The organism is Solidesulfovibrio alcoholivorans DSM 5433 (assembly GCF_000702665.1).
GTDB lineage: Bacteria > Desulfobacterota > Desulfovibrionia > Desulfovibrionales > Desulfovibrionaceae > Solidesulfovibrio > Solidesulfovibrio alcoholivorans.
On the sequence record NZ_JNJA01000003.1, the window covers coordinates 183,187 to 201,736 of the forward strand.

The following is an 18,550-nucleotide window of genomic DNA, read 5'->3' on the forward strand; positions in this document are numbered from 1 at the left end:
CCGGCCGAAACACACTTTTTTTTCACGTGACTTGGCCGTTACCCCCATGGTAAGCGGCTGCTTCGAATGCGGCGTTTGCGTCGTCCTTCCAATGCCCAAACGAGGAGCCTATGCGGCCTATCATCGTCTGCGCGGCGCTTGGCTTATTTGCCGCGCTTTGCGCCTGTTCCGGAGGGGACAAAGATTCCTTCCGCAATGTCGATCACGATAAAAACGGCAAGATTTCCTACGAGGAACTGCTGTTCGTCTTTCCGGACGTGCGTCCGGAGATCTATGCCCAGATGGACACGGACGGCGACGGCAGCCTTTCCGAAACCGAGTACAAGGCCTTTCTCAAAGGCGAAGCCGCCGCGCCGGCCAAGGCAGCTCCCCCGGCGGCCGCGAGGCCGCCTGCGGGCCAGGCCCGGCCGGGTGACCCCGGCCAGCTCGCCGTGCCCTACCGCGGCGAGGAGGTCATCGAGATACCCGCGCCAGGGAGCGAAACCCCGGCCAAGGGCAAACCCGAAAAAGGCAAGAAAGACGCCAAGGAAGCCAAGGGCAAGGCCGAGACGCCCAAAAAGGGCGAAGCCACCCAGTACACGGTGCAGCGCGGCGACCACCTCTCGCGCATCGCCCACAAGTTCGGCATCAGCGTCGAAGACATCACCCGGGCCAATGGCAACATGAACCCGGACACCCTGCGCGACGGGCAGGTGCTCAACATCCCGGCGCGGCAGTAACCCGGCGTTAACCCGGTGCGACAACGCGGCATGCGGTTACGGAAAGGACGAGGCGTCATGCGATGGATTGCTTGCGCGGCTGCGGCCGTGCTGCTTGCGGGCGCGGCCATGCCGGCCCATGCCCTGACCCAGGAGGAGATCCTCAAGCGCCGGCTGGAAAAGATGCAGCAGGCCGAGCCCGCCATGCGCACCGAGGAACAGGAGCGGGACGAGCTCAACCGCCGCAACGCGGCCGATGTGGCCATGCCCGCGCCCAAGCCAGACACCGCGCCCCTGACCATGCCCGATCCGGTGCGGCATCCTCCCGCCACGCCCGAACCCAAGGGCGGCCTGTGGCAACAGCCTGCCCAAGGTCAGGCCAAACAGGCGGCCACGCCCACCGCGCCGCAGCCGGCTCCGGTTGCCGCGCCCGCGCCACAGCCACAGCTTCCGGCGTCCCGGAACGCCGACGCCGGCGCGGCGTCGGCTCCCCAGGGCATTCCGATCAATGTTCCGGCACCCGCAAAAGGCACGCCGATCAACGCCCCGACTGCCGCCGCCGCAACACCGATCAATGCCCCAAGCCCCGCGAAGGGCACGCCCATCAACGCGACGCCTGCCCCGGGCGGAACCCCGATCAACGCGCCGACAGCGTCGCAGAGCACGCCGATCAATGCGCCGGCCGTTGCGAAGAGCACACCGATCGACGCCCCGGCTCCTTCCGCTGCAACGCCGATCAATGCGCCGGCCGCCGCGCAGCGCGATCCGGCCACCGCCGCCGCCCTGTCCGCCCAGGCCGCCAAGGCGGCCAAAGCCGGCGACGAGAAAACCGCGCTGACCCTGCTTGGCGAAGCCCTGGCCGCCGATCCCAACGATTCCGACCTCTACAACAACCGGGGCAATATCTTAAGCAACATGGGCAAGCCCCGCGAAGCCCTGGCCGACTACGACAAGGCCATCGGCCTGCGCGCCGGCGATCCCGCCTCCTACACCAACCGCGGCCTGGCGTATGAACGTCTCGGTAACCAGGACAAGGCTTGCGCCGACTACAAAAAGGCGTGTGACCTGGGCGACTGCGACTTCTACAAGAGCTTCAAGGCCGAGGGACATTGCCGCAAGTAGGCCGGCAGAACTTTCCCTCCTTCGACGCGGACCGCGTCCAACCCGTCGCCATTGCAGACACGGCACGGCATTTGCTTGACGTTATTGCGAGCCCAGCAACGAAAGCACTGCCGCCATGCGACGGTCCGTTTGCGCGCGGCGTGACGGAAAGGAGGTCGCCTTGCCCCAGAGCGTGCTCATACTCTCCCCCCGGGCAAGCGCGCGGGCGTTTCTGACCCGGGCGCTCGGCGGCTCCTTTGCCGTGCTGCCGGCCGCGAACCGGGAAGAAGCGCTCTGCCTGATGCGGGAAAGGCCGGGATGCCGGGTGGCGCTCTGCGAAATGGGGGCGGACGCGGCCGGGGAACTGGCGACCGTGCAGGATCTGAAGACCTTGCGCCCCGGCCTCGCGGTCGTTGCTCTCCTCCGGCAGCCCTGCGGGGACACCTTGCCGCTCCCCGTGCGGCAGGGCCTGTGCAGCGCCGTGTGCACGCTGCCCATGCGCGCGTCCGCCTTGCAGGAGGAAATTCGCCACCTGCTGCGCGACGCGCCCGCGCCCCGGGCCAAACGTCACGTGGGCATCCTGACCCGCGAGGAAATCGATTTTCTGCTCGGCCGCGGCGACGCTTTCGCCGATGCCGCCTGCCAGCCCGCCCAGTGACCGCCAGCCGGGTCAGTCTCTCCCAGTCGGTGTATCGGTCGCCCCGCGCCAGAAGCGAACCACGTCCGCCGGAGTCTCCCGTTCGCGCAGCACCGTGAACCGCCCGCCCCGCGCCGCGATCACCCGGGGCATCTGCCGGCTGTTGTAGCGCGACCACATGGCCAGGGTGTAGGCACCCACGTCTTCCAGAACCACGAGGTCCCCGGGCGCAAGTTCCGGCAGCCGCGCCCGCCAGACCGGAAAATCCCCGGAGAAGCACAGCGGCCCGGCCAGATGCCAACGGTACGCGCGGCCGCCCTTGTCCCGTCCGTCCGGGGTCAGCGCCCGCGTACGGTGGGGCCAGTTTCGGGGATTGTAGCACTCGCGCACGAACATGTCCGCGCCGAGGTGCAGCACGGCCGTCCTGTGTCCGGGCTGGCGCTTGACGTATTCCACCCGGCTTGCGGCCACGGCGCTGGGCGCGTGGAGAAAACGCCCGAATTCCGTGACGAGGCGGAAGCGGCCGGAAAAGAGCTCCGGGCAGCGCGCCGCCAGGGCGGCGGCGTAGGCTTCGGGAGTCGGCGGCGCGTCCGTGTCGCGGTAGGCCACGGGCAGGCCGCCGCCGAAGTCGAAGCAGCGCACCCGCCGCGCTCCCAGCGTGCGGTCGATTTCCCCGGCCAGGTCGTAGACCGCGCCCACGCCCGCAACGAGCAGGTCCAGCGGGCAGCCCTGGGACCCTATGTGCACGTGCAGCCCGTCGAGCCAGGGGAAACGGGCAAAGGCCGCGAGAATGGCCTCGCGCTGCGCCAGGGGCACGCCGAATTTGGAATAGTCCCCTGCCACGCTCGTGGCCCGGATACGGCCGAGGCCGACCTGCGGATTGACGCGAAGCCCGGCCTGCGGCGCGATGCCGAGCGAAGCCGCCAGATCGCCCAGGCGGGCAAGTTCCTCGAAATTGTCGGCATTGACGCGGATGCCGCACGCAAGCGCCAAGCGCAGCTCCTCCACGGTCTTGGCCGGCGAATCGAACACGATGTGCGAGGACTTCACTCCCGCCTCCAGGGCGAGATGGATTTCCGGCAAGCTCGCGGCCTCGGCCCCGGCGCCGAGCCCGGCGAGAAAGGCCAGGACCGGTGGCAGCGGGTTGGCCTTGACCGCGGCCGCGGCCAGCGCGTGCGGCCCGAAAGCCGCGACCACCTCCGCGAGCCGGCGTTCCAGCAGGTCCAGGTCGTAGAGCACGAAGGCCGTGTCGTCTTCCCGGACCATGCCGGCAGCAAGCGCCTTGCGCACGAGTTCCATAGATCCGTCCTTCCTCGGGGCAGCGCCCAGTGTCATCCCCGGAACAACCAAAACCCCGACACCACGAGGGTGGCGAGCGTCACGGGCACGCCGACCCGGGCGTGTTCGCGAAAACCCAGGCGCACGCCGAGCGCCGCCGCCTGGTCGGCCACGATCAGGTTGGCGAGGCTGCCGGGGAGCAGCAGGTTGCCGGCCAGGGTGCTCGAAACGGCCAGAAGCGTCGCCTGCTGCGGGCTTTCGTGTCCGGGCAGCAGCAGCATCACGGCCGGCACGTTGGAGACGATGTTGGAAATGGCGGCCGTGGCCGCAAAAAGCCAGCCGGGGCGGGCGAGGTCGATGCCGGCGCGGCCCAGGCCGTCGTGGAGATCGGTCAGGAACCCTGCCGCAGCCACCTCGCGGTTGACCACGAAAAGCCCCAGAAAAAGAAGCAACAACTGCCAGTCCACAAGCGATAGCGTCTCGCGCGAGGTCATGCGCCGGCTGAGGAGCAGCGCTCCGGCGCAGCCAAGGGCCACGTTCTCGCGCGGCGCGCCGCCAAAGCAGAAAAAGGCCATGCACACGCCAAGAGCCGCCAGCCCCTTGGCCGACTGCCAGGCGTGAAACGGCGGCGCGGCAACGGAGAGCGTCAGGCGCGGGCCGGCGAAACGCCCCCGGTAGGCCACGACCACGCCCGCGAAGGCCAGCGCCAGGGACGCGGCCACACAGGGCCAGACTGCCGCGAGGTAGCCGAGGAAGGGAAGCCCGGCAACCTGGCCGATGAGCATGTTCTGCGGGTTGCCGATCAGGGTCGCGGCCGAGCCGATGTTGGCGGCGAGCGCCAGCCCGACGAGGTACGGCAGCGGGGAAAGGCCCCGGGCGAGGGTCGCCTCGACCAGGATCGGGGCCATGGCCAGGCAGACGATGTCGTTGGCGAGAACGGCCGAAAGCAGCGCGGCGGCGAGCATGACGCGGGCTAAGAGTCCCGCGGGTGAGGCCGTGGCGGCGATGATGCGGCGGCTGACGGCGGTGTAGAACCCGCCCAGGCGCAACTGCGCCGAAACGACCATGAGCCCGAAGAGCAAGGCCAGCGTGGGGGCGTCGGCCGCGCCCAAAGCCTCAGGCACGGTCAGAAGGCCCGAAGCGACGAGGACGATGGCCCCGAGCAGCGCCGCCCCGGCCCGGTCCAAGGCCAGTCCCGGCAGCCGCCCCAGGGCCATGGCCGCGTACACGAACACGAAGACTACCAGGACGATGGCGCGCACGCCCCGGGCCTATCAGTTTTGCCGGCAAAGGCCAAAACAAAAAGCGGCCCCCGCGGGGACCGCTTTTTGGAACAAGCGAAACGAAAACGCTATTTGCCGAGCAGGCTGGCGTTGCTCGGATGCTCGCCGAACCACTGCACCTTGCCGGAATCGATGTCGTAGAGCGCGCCGACGACCTTGACCTTGCCGGCGGCGGCCATCTTCTTGAGGAGCGGGCTCTTGGCATAGATGTCGCTGACGGCCTGCCAGACGTTGGCCTCGATGGACTTGTTGATGAGCTCGTCGAGGCTTGCGGAGGCGAAGCGGGACTTGACGGACTTGACCGCCGGCACGATGGGCGCGACCAGCTGGCCGATGTTTTCGGTCACGGGCTCGTTTTTGACCACGGCCGTCACCGCGCCGCATTTGGTGTGCCCGAGCACCACGATGAGCGGCACGCCCAGGTGTTCGGCCCCGTATTCCATGGTGCCGATCTCGTCCACGGCGGCCACGTTGCCGGCCACGCGCACGGCGAAGATGTCGCCCACGCCCTGGTCGAAGATGATCTCCAGGGGCACGCGGGAATCGGCACAGGACAGAATAGTGGCAAAGGGATGCTGCCCGTCGGTCGCGGTTTCATGGCGGCGGGCGGCGTCCTGGTGCGGCGCGACGCTGGCCTGGGCCACGTAGCGCATGTTGCCTTCCTTGAGCTTGGCCAGGGCCTCGTCCGCGGTCAGCCCCGGGCCGCCGGAAGAGGCCAGGGCCAGGGCGCAACATGCCAAAAGCAGCGCCAGCATGGTCGTTGCCGTGAAAAGCCTTTTCATCGCAGTTCCTCCCTCCAGCTGGTTATGAGCAATGAGCCTACAATAAAATGGAAGCGGCGGTCAAAGAAATCTTGGAAGGCCACGATTATCCACTCTGCGTACCGGGTATGCCCGCAAGGCTACAGCCCGCGACACAAGCCGATTCGCAGTCGGCAAGGGTTGGAAATGCGTCACGAAGCGTCGAGTTCGAGCCCCACCGGGCAGTGGTCCGACCCCATGACCGCGGTATCGATCCAGGCCCGGCGCACCTTGGACTTGAGTTCCTCGGACACGAAGAAATAGTCGATACGCCAGCCCACGTTGCGGTCGCGCGCCTTGAACCGGTAGTCCCACCACGTGTAATGCCCGCCTTCCTGCGTAAACAGGCGAAACGTGTCCACGTAGCCGGCGGCAACGAACTTGTCGAGCCAGGCCCGCTCCTCGGGCAGGAAACCGGAGGTCTTCTCGTTGGCCTTGGCGTTTTTGATATCCAGGGCGGTGTGGGCGGTGTTGAAGTCGCCGCAGACCACGATGGGCTTTTCGCGGCGCAGCGCCTCGGCGTGGGCGAGGAAGGCGTCGTAATAGCCGAGCTTGTAGGCCAGACGCTCGGGCCCACGACCGCCGTTGGGAAAATAGACGTTGAAGAAATAGAAGTCGTCGAATTCCATCTGGACGAGCCGCCCTTCGCCGCCGTAAGCGGGATCGGGCAGTTCCAGGGCGATGCTGCGCGGCTCCATGCGGTAGAAGCAGCCCACGCCGGAATAGCCTTTCTTCACCACGGAACTGGCCCACAGCGTCTTGTAGGACTCCGTATGGCCGAAATCGGCTTCGTGGCCGGGCTGGATCTTGGACTCCTGAACGCCGACCACGTCCGCGCCGCTGCCGGCAAGCCACTGCCAGAAGCCTTTCTGCACCACGGCCCGCAGGCCGTTGACGTTCCAACTCATCAAAATCATGGTATGCTTTCAGCCTCTTCTGTCGCCTGGCCGCATGTCTCCCCGCGCAGCATGCGCAGAAAGGCCGCGGCGCAGGTCGGGCAAAACTGCCGTCCGGCTTCTTCTTCGATGATGGAAAGCGCCGCATCAAGCGGCATGCCCCGCCGGTAGGGACGGTCCGTGGTCATGGCGTCGAAGGCGTCGGCAATGGCGATCATGCGCGCGCCAAGCGGGATGTCCTCGCCCATGATGGCCGTGGGATAGCCCCGGCCGTCCCAGCGTTCGTGATGGAGCAGGATCAGGGGCAGGATCGGGACCAGGGAGACGATGGGGCGCAGGATCTCCGCGCCGATGACGGCGTGCTCCTGGATCTTGGCGTATTCCTCGGGCGTGAGCCGGCCGGGTTTGAGCAGCACGGCGTCGCGCACGCCGATCTTGCCGATGTCGTGCAGGTTCGCGCCGATCTCGATCTCGCGCAGCGCCTTGTCGTCCAGGCCCATGGCCCGGCCCAGGCGCATGACCATGCGCGAGACACGGGCCGTATGGCCCTTGGTGTATTCGTCGCGCGCCTCCAGGGCGGTAATGAGCGCGGACATGCTGGCCAGGACGTGCTCGTGCTCCTTTTTGACGTGGCGGTAGCTTTCGGCAAGGAGCTGCTCCACCACGAGCTGCATCTTCTCCACGTCGAAGGGCTTGACGAAATAGCGCGACACGCCCAGGCGTTCGCCGCGCAGGATATCGCTTTGCCTCCCCCGCGCGCTCATGATCACGACCAGGGTGTGGCGCAGTTCCGGCTCGTCGCGCAATTTCTCGCACAGGGCGTAGCCGTCCATCTCCGGCATCTCGATGTCCGTGACCACCACGTCGGGCTTGTGCTCCCGGGCCAGCTCCAGGGCCTCGCGCCCGTTCTGGGCCGTGAGCACGAACAGGCCGCTTTTGATGAAGCTGTGGCGCAACAGCTCCCGGATGAGCTTGGCGTCGTCGACGACGAGAATCTTGTTGTGGCGCTTGCGCTCGACGAGGTCCAGGTGTTCGGAAACCTTGGACGCCAGCATCTCCGGGGTGAAGGACTTGAGCAGGTAGTCGTCCGCGCCGCAGGAAAACGCCGTCTCCATGTCGAGCGGATCGTCGCTGCTCGAGAGGATGACGACGGGCAGGTAGCGGCCCGGGTTTTCCTCCTTGAGCCGCCGGCACAAGTCCAGGCCCGAAAGCCCGGGCAGAAAAACGCTCGTGAGCACAAGCTCGAAATCCCTGCGGCCGCACAGGCCCAAGGCCTGCTCGGCATTGCGCGCCGCGACCACGCGGAAGCCCGACGGCGACAGGGCCGCGCGCACCACGTGCAGCAGGGTCCTGCCCGCGTCCACGAAAAGGATTTCCCGCGCCGCCGGACGGTTGGCGCGGGACTGCGCCAGTTCCTTGAGTTCCTGCAACACGGCGGCCAGGTTGCGGCGGTTGACGGGATGGATGTCCCGGCCATCCGGCACGGCGGCCATGCCCTGGCTGCCGCATTCCTCGAACGGCAGCAGGTAGAGGATGGGAATGGTCCGTCCCGCCTCCTGGGCCGCGGCGCGAACGCGCGCGACAAGCTGCGCGCATTCCAGGCCCATGTACGAGTCCTGGAGCAGTACGGCGTCCGGCACGGGTTCCCCGAGAGGAACGTCCACCTGCCCTTCCTCCGGGAACGCGAAAGCGTACTCCACCCCGGCCGTCAGGTAGACCTTGGACAGGAAAGCCCGGTAGAAGACGATGTCGATGATATTGACGACGAACATCAACACCTCCCGGACGCAGGCCCCGCGCCGCGCCCGGACTTACGCGAAGGACAACAGAGAGGCCAACAGCTTGCCGTCCGTGAAGGACACCCGCGCGTAGCCCCCGCCGGAAAGCGCGCCGGGATTGACCACCGTGGTCGCGCCGAGAACCTCCACGGCCCTGGCCTCGTGGATATGCCCGGTCAGGCACACGGCCGGCCGGACCCGCTCGATGAAGACACGTACCGCCTTGCTCCCCACATGCGCGCCGCCGCCGACCACGTCCGTCGCCGTCCCGTAGGGCGGCGTATGGCAGACCATGACCAGGTGCGGGCAATGGGCCACGGTGGCGTACGCGGCATCGAGCCAGGCCGCGATGCGCTCCTCGCCGGCCTCGCTCGGCGTGCCGAAGGGTGTGGGCGTGGAATAGCCGCAGCCGAAAAAGCCCACGCCCTGCGGTGTCACCCGGCCGCTGGCGTGGATGTTGATGCCCTCGCGCGTGAGGTAGGCGTCCACATCGATTTTATCCATATTGCCGATCTGCGCCAGGATGACGGCGTTTTGCCGCCGTACGGCGTCAACAACGGCCTTGGCCGCGCCCGCGCCGCCCCTTACGGTCAGATCGCCGGTGATGACGACGCCCGCCGCAGCAGCGAGGCCGGGCACGCGCGCCACAGCCGCCGCATCATCATGGATGTCGCCGATGGCGATCCAGTACGGCCCCTCGCTCATGCATCCTCCTTGGGTCGCGCCGCCGGGAAGAGGCTTCCCCATACGGTAATGCCCTGCTACCATGCGGCCATTGTGAATACAATGCAACCGGATGCCATCTCCGCTACGGACAAACCGACGCTCAGGCGGGCCATGCTCGCCCGGCGCGCCGCCGTGTCGCCACAGGACGCGGCCCGGGCCAGCGCCGCCGTGGCCGCGCGCGTCTGGGAACTGCCGGCGGCGGCAGGGGCCGGGGAAATCCTCGCCTACCTGCCCGTCAAAAACGAGATCGACGCCTCGCTCGTCGCCCGGGAGGCGCTGGCCCGGGGCATACGGCTCCTGTTGCCGCGCTGCCGCGCGGGCGCGCAGGGCATCCTGGACATCGGCTGTGTGACGTGCTTAAGCGACGTGGTCGCAGGGCGCTTCGGCATCCTGGAGCCCCGCGAGGACGCCTGCCGCAGCGCGGACGCGTTCGCCCCGGACCTCATTCTCGTGCCCGCCGTGGCCTTCGACGCGGCGGGAAACCGGCTGGGTTTCGGCGGCGGTTATTACGACAGGCTGCTTGCCCTGCCCATGGCCGCCGGCGCCTTCACAGCCGGCCTGGCCTACGCCTTCCAAGTGCTGCCGCGCCTGCCGGCCCAGGCATGGGACATTCCGGTCGATGCGGTCGTCACCGAACACCAAACCCTCTTCACTCACCCATGAACTACATTCCTTTCGCCTTTCCGGGGCTGCCGCGCGTCGGCTGCGCCTTCGGCTGCGGTCCGGACACCATGGCCCTGACCGGCGCGGCCGACCCTGCCGCCGTCATCGCCACGCGGCGCGCCCTGCGGGCCGACTTGGGCTTTTCGACCTGGCATTCGCTGAAGCAGGTGCACGGCGTGCATATGATCTTCGAACCGGAATTCGATACGCTCGAGCGCCCGAGCGTCGAGGCCGGCGACGGCATGGCCGAAAGCCGGCCCGGCCATGCGCTGGCCATCAAGACGGCCGACTGCCAGCCGATTCTCATCGCCCATGAATCCGGGGAATGCGTCGCGGCCCTGCACGTGGGCTGGCGCGGCAACGTGGCGGATTTCTGCGCGCGGGGGGTACGCTCGTTTTGCGTGCGCTACGGCTTCGGTCCGCGCGAGCTCCTGGCCGTGCGCGGCCCGAGCCTCGGACCGGGGGAAGCGGAATTCACCGCGTTCGAGACGGAGTTCGGCGAGGCGTTCCGACCGTATTTCGACTACCGGACCCGCCGCATGGACCTGTGGCGGCTCACGCGCGACCAGCTCGTCGCGGCCGGCCTTGACCGCGACCGCATCTTCAGCCTGGACCTATGCACCAAAAGCCTGCCGCTTTTTTTCTCCTACCGCCGCGACAGGACCACCGCCCGCCAGGCAAGCCTCATCTGGATCAAGGAAGCCTAGCCATGGCTGCTAGAACTGGAAGGTCCCGTCGGTGAGCACCTCCAGGCAGGCGTCCACCACGGCGGCGTCGTAGCGCACGCCGCGGCCGTCGCGCAGTTCGTCCAGCATCGCCTCCAAGGGAAAGGCCGCCCGGTAGGGACGGTGGGAGGTCATGGCCTCGGCCACGTCGGCCACGGCCAGGATGCGCGAGCCTTGCAGCTGCGCCTCGCCGGAAAGTCCGTGCGGGTAGCCCGAACCGTCCATGCGTTCGTGGTGCTCGAGCACCATGCGGGCCACGGGCCAGGGGAAGGGAATGTCCTTGAGGATATCGTAGCCGACGCGGCTGTGGTCGCGCACGATGCCGATCTCGAGGGGAGTGAGGCTCTGCGGCTTGGCCAGAATTTCCGAGGGCACGTGAATCTTGCCGATGTCGTGGATGAGCCCGGCCACGCGGATGCCCTCGCAGGTGTCGGCGTCGCACCCGAGCCGCGCGGCCAGGGCGGACGCCAAATGGGAAACCCGCTCCTGATGGCCGGCCGTGAAGGGATCGCGCGTCTCCGAGGTCACGGTCAGGGCATTGACCGTCTCCTTGAGGGTGCGCCGCAGGCCGACGACGGATTCGCGCAGGGCCTGTTCCACCTCGCGGCGCCGGCTGATGTCGCGAAAAACGACCACCGACCCAAGCCTCTGCCCCCTGTCGTCGAGGATGTCCGAAAAACGCTGCTCGACGGGGAGGGAGGCGCCGTCGGCGCGGCACAGCAGCAGGCTGTCGCCGTCGTCCGACTCCATATCTTCGTCGGCGCGCGTTTGGTAGACCTCCGCAAGCGTCCGGCCGAGCACCTCGTCCCCTGGCCGGGCGAGGAGCTTTTCGGCCATGGGGTTGACGAAGCGGACCAGGCCGTCGGGACCCGTGGTCACGACGCCCTCGCCGAGATGCGCGAGCGTCATGGCCATCCAGCGTTCGTTTTCGGCCAGCCGACGCTCCATGCGCGACCTGTACAGGGCGATTTCCAGGGCCGTGCCGAGTTCGCGATCCTCGAACGGCTTAATGACGTAGCCGTGCGGCACGGCCTCGCCGGCCCGGCGCAGGGTTTCCGGATCGGTGTGGGCGGAAAGGAAGACCACCGGCACGGAAAAGCGCTCGCGGATGCGCGCGGCCGCGGCGATGCCGTCCATGGGCCCGGCCAGCATGATGTCCATGAGCGCGAGGTCCGGTGCGACCACGCCGGCCAGACGCACGGCCTCCTCGCCCGTGTCCGCCACGGCCGCGAGTTCGTAGCCCAGCCGTTCGAGACGGCGGCGGAGGTCCATGACGACGATGGCCTCGTCTTCGACGACCAGCACCCGGGGACGGGGCGACGCCTCAGCCATGGGACCGCCCTCCCGCGCGCAGAATGTCCGCCAGGGCCGTGCCGATGTCCGGGAAGCGGAAAACGAAGCCGAGCTGCGCCAGTTTCGCGGGCACGGCGCGCACGCCGTTGAGGAAGAGTTCCTGGGCCATTTCGCCCAGGGCGAGGCGCAGGAGCAACGTCGGCGCGCGCAGGACCGCCGGCCGGCCAAGAGCCCGGCCGAGGGCGCGGGCGAGGCTGTCCTGGGTGATCGCGCCCGGCGCGGCCAGGTTGAAGGGGCCACTCGCCTGGGGATGCTCCATGAGCAAGCGGATGGCCGCCACCTCGTCGGCAAGGTGAATCCAGGGGAAATACTGCGTGCCCGGGCCGAGCGGCCCGCCGAGGAAAAAACGGTACGGCGCGAGCATGCGCGGCAGCGCGCCGCCGCCCGCGCCAAGGACCACGGCCGTGCGCGCCACGGCCCGGCGCAGGCCCAGGGCTTCGGCCCCGGCGGTGGACGCCTCCCAGTTCCGGGCGAGCTCGGCGAGAAAACCCGTGCCCGCGGGCGCGGCTTCGTCCACAAGGGCCTCGCCCCGGTCGCCGTAAAACCCCGTGGCCGAGCCCTGGACGAGCACCGGCGGCGGGTCGGCGGCGCGCCTCAGGGCGTCCATGACGGCCGCGCCGGCATCCAGGCGGCTTTGGCGCAGTCGCGCCTTGCGGGCCGCAGTCCAGTAGCCTGCGGCGATGTTCTCCCCGACCAGGTTGACCAGGACCGCCGCGCCGTCGAGATGGCGCAGCCAGCCGTCGCCGGTCGCGCCGTCGAAGGGGGCGTAGGTCACGCCGGGCGCGGGAGGATTCCCGGAGGGCCTGCGCGAGAGCACCACGACCTCATGGCCGTCGCCCGTCAGGGAACGGACCAGGGCGCGACCGATAAATCCCGTACCACCGGCGATGACCGCCTTCATGGCCGCCTCCTTGCCAAACTCCGTTGAAATATTGGAACTCTTATACGGAAAGTGGCGGCAAAGGCAACGGGCTGCGCGCTAGTAGGTAAAATCGAGCTGGTAGGAAACAGGCGTGGCCGCATCGAACGGCCAGAAAAAAAAGCTTTTTTTGAGCCAGGGTGAAACGTCCGGCCGCGTGAGGGCAAGTTCCAGGGTCAACGAATAGTTCTGCCCCCGCTCCAGACGGTCCCAGGAACCGAGGTCGATGAGGATCTCGCCCCAGGCCTTGCGGAAAAGCGCGTGCAGTTCCTTGTCGGCCACGGCCCCCTGGCCCGGGACGTCGATGGCGTATTCGCCGCCCTTGAGCCGCCGCAAGCGGCTTTCCCAGCGCGCGTGGGACACTTCGTGGTTCCAGACGTAATCGCGTTTGAGGGATAATCTGGCCTTGCACACGAGGGCCAGCTGCTCGCCGGCCAGAAGCGCCTGGCGGATGGGTTCGATGCCGGTGGGTTCGACCCCGAAGCGTACCCAGATCTTGCCCTCGAAATTATTAAGCACGAGGTTGTTGAGCAGCAGCTCCTGGGCACGACACGGCCTCGCCGCCAAAAGAAGCACAGTCGCGGCGAAAGCCAGCGCCCAAAGGCTGCGGCGCTTGAACGAAAGAGGGAAAAGCATGCCGCTCCTGTCGTTTGCAAAACCGATCATGCGGTATTGGGCCTAATCCAAGCCGCCCGCTTTGACAACCGCAAGGCCCCTCGGCTAACACCCGACACGGCGCTTCGCCGCCGGACGCACCGCTTATGAAACCCATCCGCCTCTACGTCATCGGCGCGGCCAAGACGCCGTTTTTCAAGGACGCCGCCGCGCATTACCTGGTGGCATTGCGCCGCCACCTGCCGGCCGAGGAGATCGTGGTTCGCGACGGCAAGGCCGCTGACGCCGCCCGGCGCAAGGACGAGGAAGGCAAGGCCCTGCTCGCCCGGCTCTCGCCGCGCGATACCGTCATCGTCCTCGACGAACATGGCCGGGGGCTCACGTCACGGGAACTCGCGGCCAAGGTGTCCGCGTGCATCGAAGACCCCGGGCGCGTCCCCTGTTTCGTCATCGGCGGCGCGTACGGCCTTTCCCAGGCGGTGCTCGATCGCGCGGACCTGACCCTGTCCCTTTGCCCCGGCACCCTGCCCCACGAACTGGCGCGGGTGGTACTCTACGAACAGCTTTACCGCGCAGCGGCCATTCTTGCCGGTGCGCCCTATCATCACTAAAATTGTTGCAAAAGGCGGTCCGTATGCCCCTGCCCCTGCTCGACGCCGCGTATCTCGCCAAGCTGCGCGCCTATTTCGAATCCGGCGACCTCGCCTTCGACTTCGAAAACGCCTCCGAGGAAGCCAAGGGGGACATCCTCGACTTCCTGGAATCCCTGATGGACCTGGCCGAGCTGGCCGATGCCACGGCCACGCGGCTCATCTTCAAGGATTCCTATATGGAAGCCGTCACGGGCGAAAAAAGCGACAAATAGCGCGTCTTCCCCCCGCAGGCGTAGGAGCCCGCGGCGCTCAAGCCAAAACCCGCAACGTCGCCCCCCGCGCAGGCCTCGCCCGTCATGGTCAGCACGGCCATGGGCGGCGGCGCGAGCTCGCCGCACAGGGCCAGGAACTGCCGCCAGGGGGCGAAGGCGCGGCTGAGGCACAAGACGAACGCGCCCCGCTCCCGGGCGAGGATGTCCGGCACGGTGCGCCGCACGTCGCCCTCGGCCACGTGCATGCCGGATAGCCCGAGCCGCGCCACGACCTCGGCGAGAAACACGCAGCGCTTTTGCCGCGCTTCCAGCAGGTAATACGGCCCCCGTTCGAAAAACGCCCGCAGCGGCACGCCGGGCAGTCCCGCCCCGGCCCCGAAGTCCAGGCAGACCATGGGCTCGCCGGCCGGCGGCAGCACGGACGCTCCCGGCCCGTCGGCCAGGAAATCGGCCAGATGCCAGGAATCGGCGACCAGCGTCTCCAGCACGCCTGGCCAATCCGCCGGCCCGACCAGATTGACCTTGGAGCGAAACCGCTCCACCAGCCCGAGATAGCCGGCCAAAAGCGCGGCCTGGGACGGGGCGAGCCGCCGCCCGAGAGCGAGTGCTTTTTCGGAAACCGCGTCGGCGTCAGGCGCGGGCGCATGTAAGGCCATGGCCATTTTCCTCCATCAAATTGACCGTTGCACATTTCGGCCCGTTGCTCTACCAATCGCGGCCGAAAAGACATGCAAAGCTAAGGAGAGGCGAACGTGAGCGCAACCCCCAAACACCAGGCCGTGCTCTTTCCGGGCCAGGGTTCCCAGGAACGCGGCATGGGCCGGGCCCTGGCCGAGGTTTCGACCGAGGCGGCCGAACTCTGGACCATGGCCGAAAAGGCCTCGGGGCTCCCGCTGCGGGAGATCTACTGGGAGGGCGACGAGGCGGCCATGGCCGACACCCGCGCCCTGCAACCGGCCATGACCGCCGCCACCCTGGGCCTGTGGTTCTTCCTGCGCCGAAAGCTCGCCGGCGTCGTCGGCTTCGCCGGCCACAGCCTCGGCGAATACGCCGCCCTGGCCGCTTCCGGCATGCTCGAGGCCGAAGCGACCCTTGCGCTGACAAGCCTGCGCGGCCGGCTCATGGCCGAGGCCGCCGGCGGCGAAGGGGCCATGGCCGCCGTGCTGAAGCTTTCCCTGGACGCCATCGAGGAAGTCGTGCGCGAGGCGGGCGAAGCCGCCGGCCGGCTGCTCGTGGTCGCCAACTACAATTCCCCGGGCCAGTTCGTGCTTTCCGGCGACAAGGCGGCCATCGAAGCCGCCGCCGTCCTGGCCAAGGAGCGCAAGGGCCGTGCCGTGCCCCTGGCCGTCAGCGGCGCGTTCCACAGCCCGCTCATGGCCGCGCCCGCGGCGGAACTGGAGAAGGCCCTGCGCAAGGCGGGCCTGCGCAGCCCTGCCGCGGCCCCGGTATTTTTCAACGTCACCGGCGCGGCCGAGCCCGACGCCGACAAGGCGCTGGCCTTCATGTGCCGCCAGATGACCTCCCAGGTGCGCTGGATCGACACCATGGCCAACCTGCACGCCGCGGGCGCGCGGACCTTCGTCGAACTCGGGCCCAAGGGCGTGCTGGCCAAGCTCGCCACGGCCAACCTCAAGGGCGTGTGCGACGACTGCACGGCCGTAAACATTGCCGATCCGGCCGGCGCGGCCGTCCTGGAGGCGTAAGCGGCATGCGCGCAACGACCCATTTGCGGGAGCTTCTGGAAAAGGCCCTGGCCGCGCGGGATCTCGCCTGGCCGGAAAAAACCACCATCGAACCGCCCCGCGACAAGGCCCACGGCGACCTGGCCACCAACGTCGCCCTGGTCGCGTCCAAACAGGCCAAGATGCCGCCGCGCCAGCTGGCCGAAGCCCTCCGCGAGGAACTGCTCGCCGCCGCCGGCGACATCGCCGCCGTGGACGTGGCCGGCCCCGGCTTTTTGAACGTCACCTTCGCGCCGGCCTTCTGGCAGCGCACCGTGCTCGAGGTCGCCGCCGCCGGGGACGACTACGGCAGGCTCTCCATCGGCGCGGGCACGCGCATCCAGGTGGAATTCGTCTCGGCCAACCCGACCGGTCCCCTGCACATCGGCCACGGTCGCGGCGCGGCCGTGGGCGACACCCTGGCCCGGGTGCTGCGCGCGGCCGGTTTCGACGTCGAAACCGAATACTATATCAACGACGCCGGCCGGCAGATGCGCATCCTCGGCATGTCCATCCTCTACCGCTACCGCGAGCTGCTCGGGGAGCCCGTGACCGAGCCCGAGGACTACTACCGGGGCGAATACGTCAAGGAACTGGCCCAGGAGCTCATCGACCGCGAGGGCATGGCACTCCTCGACCTGCCCGAGGGCAAGGCCACGGACGTGTGCCGGTTGCACGGCGAACAGCGCATCCTCGACGGCATCAAGAAGGATTTGCAGGATTTCCGGGTCCGCCACGACGTCTGGTTCCCGGAATCCACGCTCTTCGCCGCCGGCGCGGTGGACCGCACCTTCGCGGAGCTCAAGGCGAAAAACCTCGCCTACGACAAGGACGGAGCCCTGTGGTTCGCCACGACCAATTTCGGCGACGACAAGGACCGCGTGCTGGTCAAGTCCGGAGGCGAGCTCACCTATTTCGCTTCCGACATCGCCTACCACGACGACAAGTTCCGCCGGGGCTTCGACATCGTGGTGGACATCTTGGGCGCGGACCATCACGGCTACGTGCCGCGCATGAAGGCCTGCGTGGCCGCGCTCGGGCGCGATCCCGAAGCGAGCCTCAAGGTCATCCTGGTCCAGCTCGTCAATTTGCTTAAAGGGGGCGAACAGATCGCCATGTCCACCCGGGCCGGCAAGTTCGAGACGCTCGCCGACGTGGTCGCGGAAGTCGGGGCCGACGCGGCGCGGTTCATGTTCCTGTCGCGCAAGTCCGACAGCCACCTGGACTTCGACCTGGACGCGGTCAAGCAACAGTCCATGGACAACCCGGTCTACTACGTCCAGTACGCCCACGCCCGGGTCAAGTCGCTTTTCGCCAAGGCCGCCGAACGCGGCTTTTCCCCGGCTCCGGCCACGCCGGAACTGCTTGCGCGTTGCGACACCTCCGAGGACCTCGAGCTGCTCAAGCTCCTGGAGCAGTACCCGGACACCATCGCCGCGGCCGCGCGCTCCTTCTCGCCCCATCTGGTGAGCTTCTACCTGCGCGACCTCGCCGGCAAACTGCACCGCTATTATACCGCCAACCCGGTGCTCACGGCCGGGGACGACGCCCTGGTCGCGGCGCGGCTGCACCTGCTGAACGCCGTGGCCGCGGTGGTCAAAAACGGCTTGCGCCTGCTTGGCGTTTCCGCGCCGGATAAAATGTAGGCGGCTTGACATTCGCGCGCCTTTGGCACTTATGCTCGGGCCAAGGAACCGAGCCGCATGAAGCTTCTCAGCCGATTCAACGTATCCCAGGACAAGGGAGGACCGAAAAAGTTCTCCATTGAAATCAGCATGTCCGGCGTCATTTCCGTCGGCATCGTGGTCGTGCTCGGCATGTGCTGGGTTTTCATCCTCGGCATCCTGGTCGGTCGCGGCTACAAGCCGGAAACCGCCGTGCCGCAGATCGCCCAGATGATGCCGACCACCGAGCCCAAGCAGCCCGAGGGCTCGGCCCCGGCCGCGCCGCCCACCGTGCTCAAGCCCGAGGAACTCCAGTTCATGGAGGACCTGCACGACAACAAGGGCGGTGAGGTGGTGACCGATTCCACCCAGAAGTCCTCGGCCGACGGCAAAAAGCCTGCGGAAACGCGCGCCACGCCCATGGGCTCCGCCCAGGCCCCCATGGCGATCCCTGCCCGGCCCGCGCCCGTGCCCGCGGCGGCGAACGCCGTTGCGCCCGCGCCGGCGAAACAAGCTGCCCCGGCGCCCAAAGCGAAAGCCGCGGTCGAGCCCAAGACGCCGTTTGAAAAGAAGGAGACCGGCACGTTCGCGGCCACTTATCAGGTCGCCTCGTTCCCGTCCAAGGAGCAGGCCGACACGATGGTGAAGAACCTGTCGCGCAAGGGGTTCTCCGCCTCCATCCAGGAGGCCAGCGCCGGCAGCCGCAAGGTCTTCCGCGTCAAGGTGCAGTTCAAGGGCACCGAGGCGGAAATCGCCGACGGGCTGCGGCGGACAGGCGAAAAAGGCCCTATACTTCTCGGCAAAAAACCTTTATAAGGATCGCCCGCT

20 protein-coding genes are annotated in these 18,550 nt (G+C 67.9%); 10 read left to right on the top strand and 10 right to left on the bottom strand.

Going from position 1 to position 18,550, the window contains the following annotated elements:
- Positions 1-110: 110 nt before the first annotated feature.
- The 3 genes from Q368_RS0106860 to Q368_RS0106870 all read left to right on the top strand — a co-directional run bounded on the left by Q368_RS0106860 (position 111) and on the right by Q368_RS0106870 (position 2,457).
- Positions 111-719, top strand: a complete 609-nt coding sequence (locus Q368_RS0106860) for a LysM peptidoglycan-binding domain-containing protein (protein ID WP_029458388.1) — start codon at positions 111-113, stop codon at positions 717-719.
- A 57-nt stretch (positions 720-776) separates the two neighbouring features.
- Positions 777-1,820 carry a tetratricopeptide repeat protein gene (locus tag Q368_RS0106865; protein WP_029458395.1) on the top strand — a complete coding sequence of 348 codons (1,044 nt, stop codon included), beginning with the start codon at positions 777-779 and terminating at the stop codon, positions 1,818-1,820.
- Between the two features lie 160 nt (positions 1,821-1,980).
- The gene (locus Q368_RS0106870; RefSeq protein ID WP_052360067.1) at positions 1,981-2,457 is read left to right on the top strand and encodes a hypothetical protein; all 477 of its coding nucleotides are present in this window, start codon (positions 1,981-1,983) and stop codon (positions 2,455-2,457) included.
- A gap of 12 nt (positions 2,458-2,469) precedes the next feature.
- Here Q368_RS0106870 and Q368_RS0106875 read toward each other — a convergent pair whose 3' ends face one another.
- The 6 genes from Q368_RS0106875 to Q368_RS0106900 all read right to left on the bottom strand — a co-directional run bounded on the left by Q368_RS0106875 (position 2,470) and on the right by Q368_RS0106900 (position 9,176).
- The gene (locus tag Q368_RS0106875) at positions 2,470-3,735 is read right to left on the bottom strand and encodes a type III PLP-dependent enzyme domain-containing protein (protein ID WP_029458399.1); all 1,266 of its coding nucleotides are present in this window, start codon (positions 3,733-3,735) and stop codon (positions 2,470-2,472) included.
- A 32-nt stretch (positions 3,736-3,767) separates the two neighbouring features.
- Positions 3,768-4,976: an SLC13 family permease gene (locus Q368_RS0106880; RefSeq protein WP_029458401.1), complete on the bottom strand. Its 1,209-nt coding sequence runs from the start codon at positions 4,974-4,976 to the stop codon at positions 3,768-3,770.
- Between the two features lie 89 nt (positions 4,977-5,065).
- The gene (locus tag Q368_RS0106885; RefSeq protein WP_029458402.1) at positions 5,066-5,779 is read right to left on the bottom strand and encodes a carbonic anhydrase; all 714 of its coding nucleotides are present in this window, start codon (positions 5,777-5,779) and stop codon (positions 5,066-5,068) included.
- A 170-nt stretch (positions 5,780-5,949) separates the two neighbouring features.
- Complete coding sequence (locus Q368_RS0106890) at positions 5,950-6,714, bottom strand: exodeoxyribonuclease III (protein WP_029458403.1); 765 nt, start codon at positions 6,712-6,714, stop codon at positions 5,950-5,952.
- Positions 6,711-8,465 (bottom strand): response regulator, encoded by a 1,755-nt coding sequence (locus Q368_RS0106895; RefSeq protein WP_029458404.1) that lies wholly within the window; start codon positions 8,463-8,465, stop codon positions 6,711-6,713. The genes Q368_RS0106890 and Q368_RS0106895 overlap by 4 nt, the downstream gene beginning before the upstream one ends.
- Positions 8,466-8,504: 39 nt before the next feature.
- On the bottom strand, positions 8,505-9,176 hold the full coding sequence (locus Q368_RS0106900) for a metallophosphoesterase family protein (RefSeq protein ID WP_029458406.1): 672 nt from the start codon (positions 9,174-9,176) through the stop codon (positions 8,505-8,507).
- Between the two features lie 81 nt (positions 9,177-9,257).
- Between Q368_RS0106900 and Q368_RS0106905 the strand changes: the two genes are divergently transcribed.
- Positions 9,258-9,860, top strand: coding sequence for a 5-formyltetrahydrofolate cyclo-ligase (locus tag Q368_RS0106905; RefSeq protein ID WP_029458407.1), 603 nt, complete (start codon positions 9,258-9,260; stop codon positions 9,858-9,860).
- Positions 9,857-10,567, top strand: a complete 711-nt coding sequence (locus tag Q368_RS0106910) for a purine nucleoside phosphorylase YfiH/LACC1 family protein (protein WP_029458408.1) — start codon at positions 9,857-9,859, stop codon at positions 10,565-10,567. The genes Q368_RS0106905 and Q368_RS0106910 overlap by 4 nt, the downstream gene beginning before the upstream one ends.
- Before the next feature lie 9 nt (positions 10,568-10,576).
- Here Q368_RS0106910 and Q368_RS0106915 read toward each other — a convergent pair whose 3' ends face one another.
- The 3 genes from Q368_RS0106915 to Q368_RS0106925 form a co-directional block, all read right to left on the bottom strand.
- A complete protein-coding gene (locus Q368_RS0106915) occupies positions 10,577-11,917 on the bottom strand; it encodes an HD domain-containing phosphohydrolase (RefSeq protein ID WP_029458410.1) in 1,341 nt (446 codons plus the stop codon).
- Entirely contained in the window at positions 11,910-12,839 is a 930-nt protein-coding gene (locus tag Q368_RS0106920) for a TIGR01777 family oxidoreductase (RefSeq protein WP_029458412.1), read from the bottom strand. The genes Q368_RS0106915 and Q368_RS0106920 overlap by 8 nt, the downstream gene beginning before the upstream one ends.
- Positions 12,840-12,917: 78 nt before the next feature.
- A complete protein-coding gene (locus Q368_RS0106925; protein WP_029458414.1) occupies positions 12,918-13,493 on the bottom strand; it encodes a DUF4390 domain-containing protein in 576 nt (191 codons plus the stop codon).
- 125 nt (positions 13,494-13,618) lie between these two features.
- On the opposite strand from Q368_RS0106925, the gene Q368_RS0106930 reads away from it, so the two are divergent.
- Together Q368_RS0106930 and Q368_RS0106935 are read left to right on the top strand one after the other, a co-directional pair.
- Positions 13,619-14,083, top strand: coding sequence for a 23S rRNA (pseudouridine(1915)-N(3))-methyltransferase RlmH (locus Q368_RS0106930; RefSeq protein ID WP_029458416.1), 465 nt, complete (start codon positions 13,619-13,621; stop codon positions 14,081-14,083).
- A 23-nt stretch (positions 14,084-14,106) separates the two neighbouring features.
- Complete coding sequence (locus Q368_RS0106935) at positions 14,107-14,337, top strand: hypothetical protein (RefSeq protein WP_029458419.1); 231 nt, start codon at positions 14,107-14,109, stop codon at positions 14,335-14,337.
- Here Q368_RS0106935 and Q368_RS0106940 read toward each other — a convergent pair.
- Positions 14,298-14,993: a 16S rRNA (guanine(527)-N(7))-methyltransferase RsmG gene (locus Q368_RS0106940; protein WP_052360075.1), complete on the bottom strand. Its 696-nt coding sequence runs from the start codon at positions 14,991-14,993 to the stop codon at positions 14,298-14,300. The genes Q368_RS0106935 and Q368_RS0106940 overlap by 40 nt on opposite strands.
- Before the next feature lie 96 nt (positions 14,994-15,089).
- Here Q368_RS0106940 and Q368_RS0106945 point away from each other — a divergent pair, with 96 nt between their 5' ends.
- From Q368_RS0106945 to Q368_RS0106955, 3 genes are read left to right on the top strand one after another with little or no spacing between them, the layout of a single operon-like run.
- A complete protein-coding gene (locus tag Q368_RS0106945; protein ID WP_029458422.1) occupies positions 15,090-16,040 on the top strand; it encodes an ACP S-malonyltransferase in 951 nt (316 codons plus the stop codon).
- A gap of 5 nt (positions 16,041-16,045) precedes the next feature.
- Positions 16,046-17,704: an arginine--tRNA ligase gene (gene argS / locus Q368_RS0106950; protein ID WP_029458424.1), complete on the top strand. Its 1,659-nt coding sequence runs from the start codon at positions 16,046-16,048 to the stop codon at positions 17,702-17,704.
- Between the two features lie 57 nt (positions 17,705-17,761).
- Positions 17,762-18,538, top strand: a complete 777-nt coding sequence (locus tag Q368_RS0106955) for an SPOR domain-containing protein (protein WP_029458426.1) — start codon at positions 17,762-17,764, stop codon at positions 18,536-18,538.
- Positions 18,539-18,550: the final 12 nt, after the last annotated feature.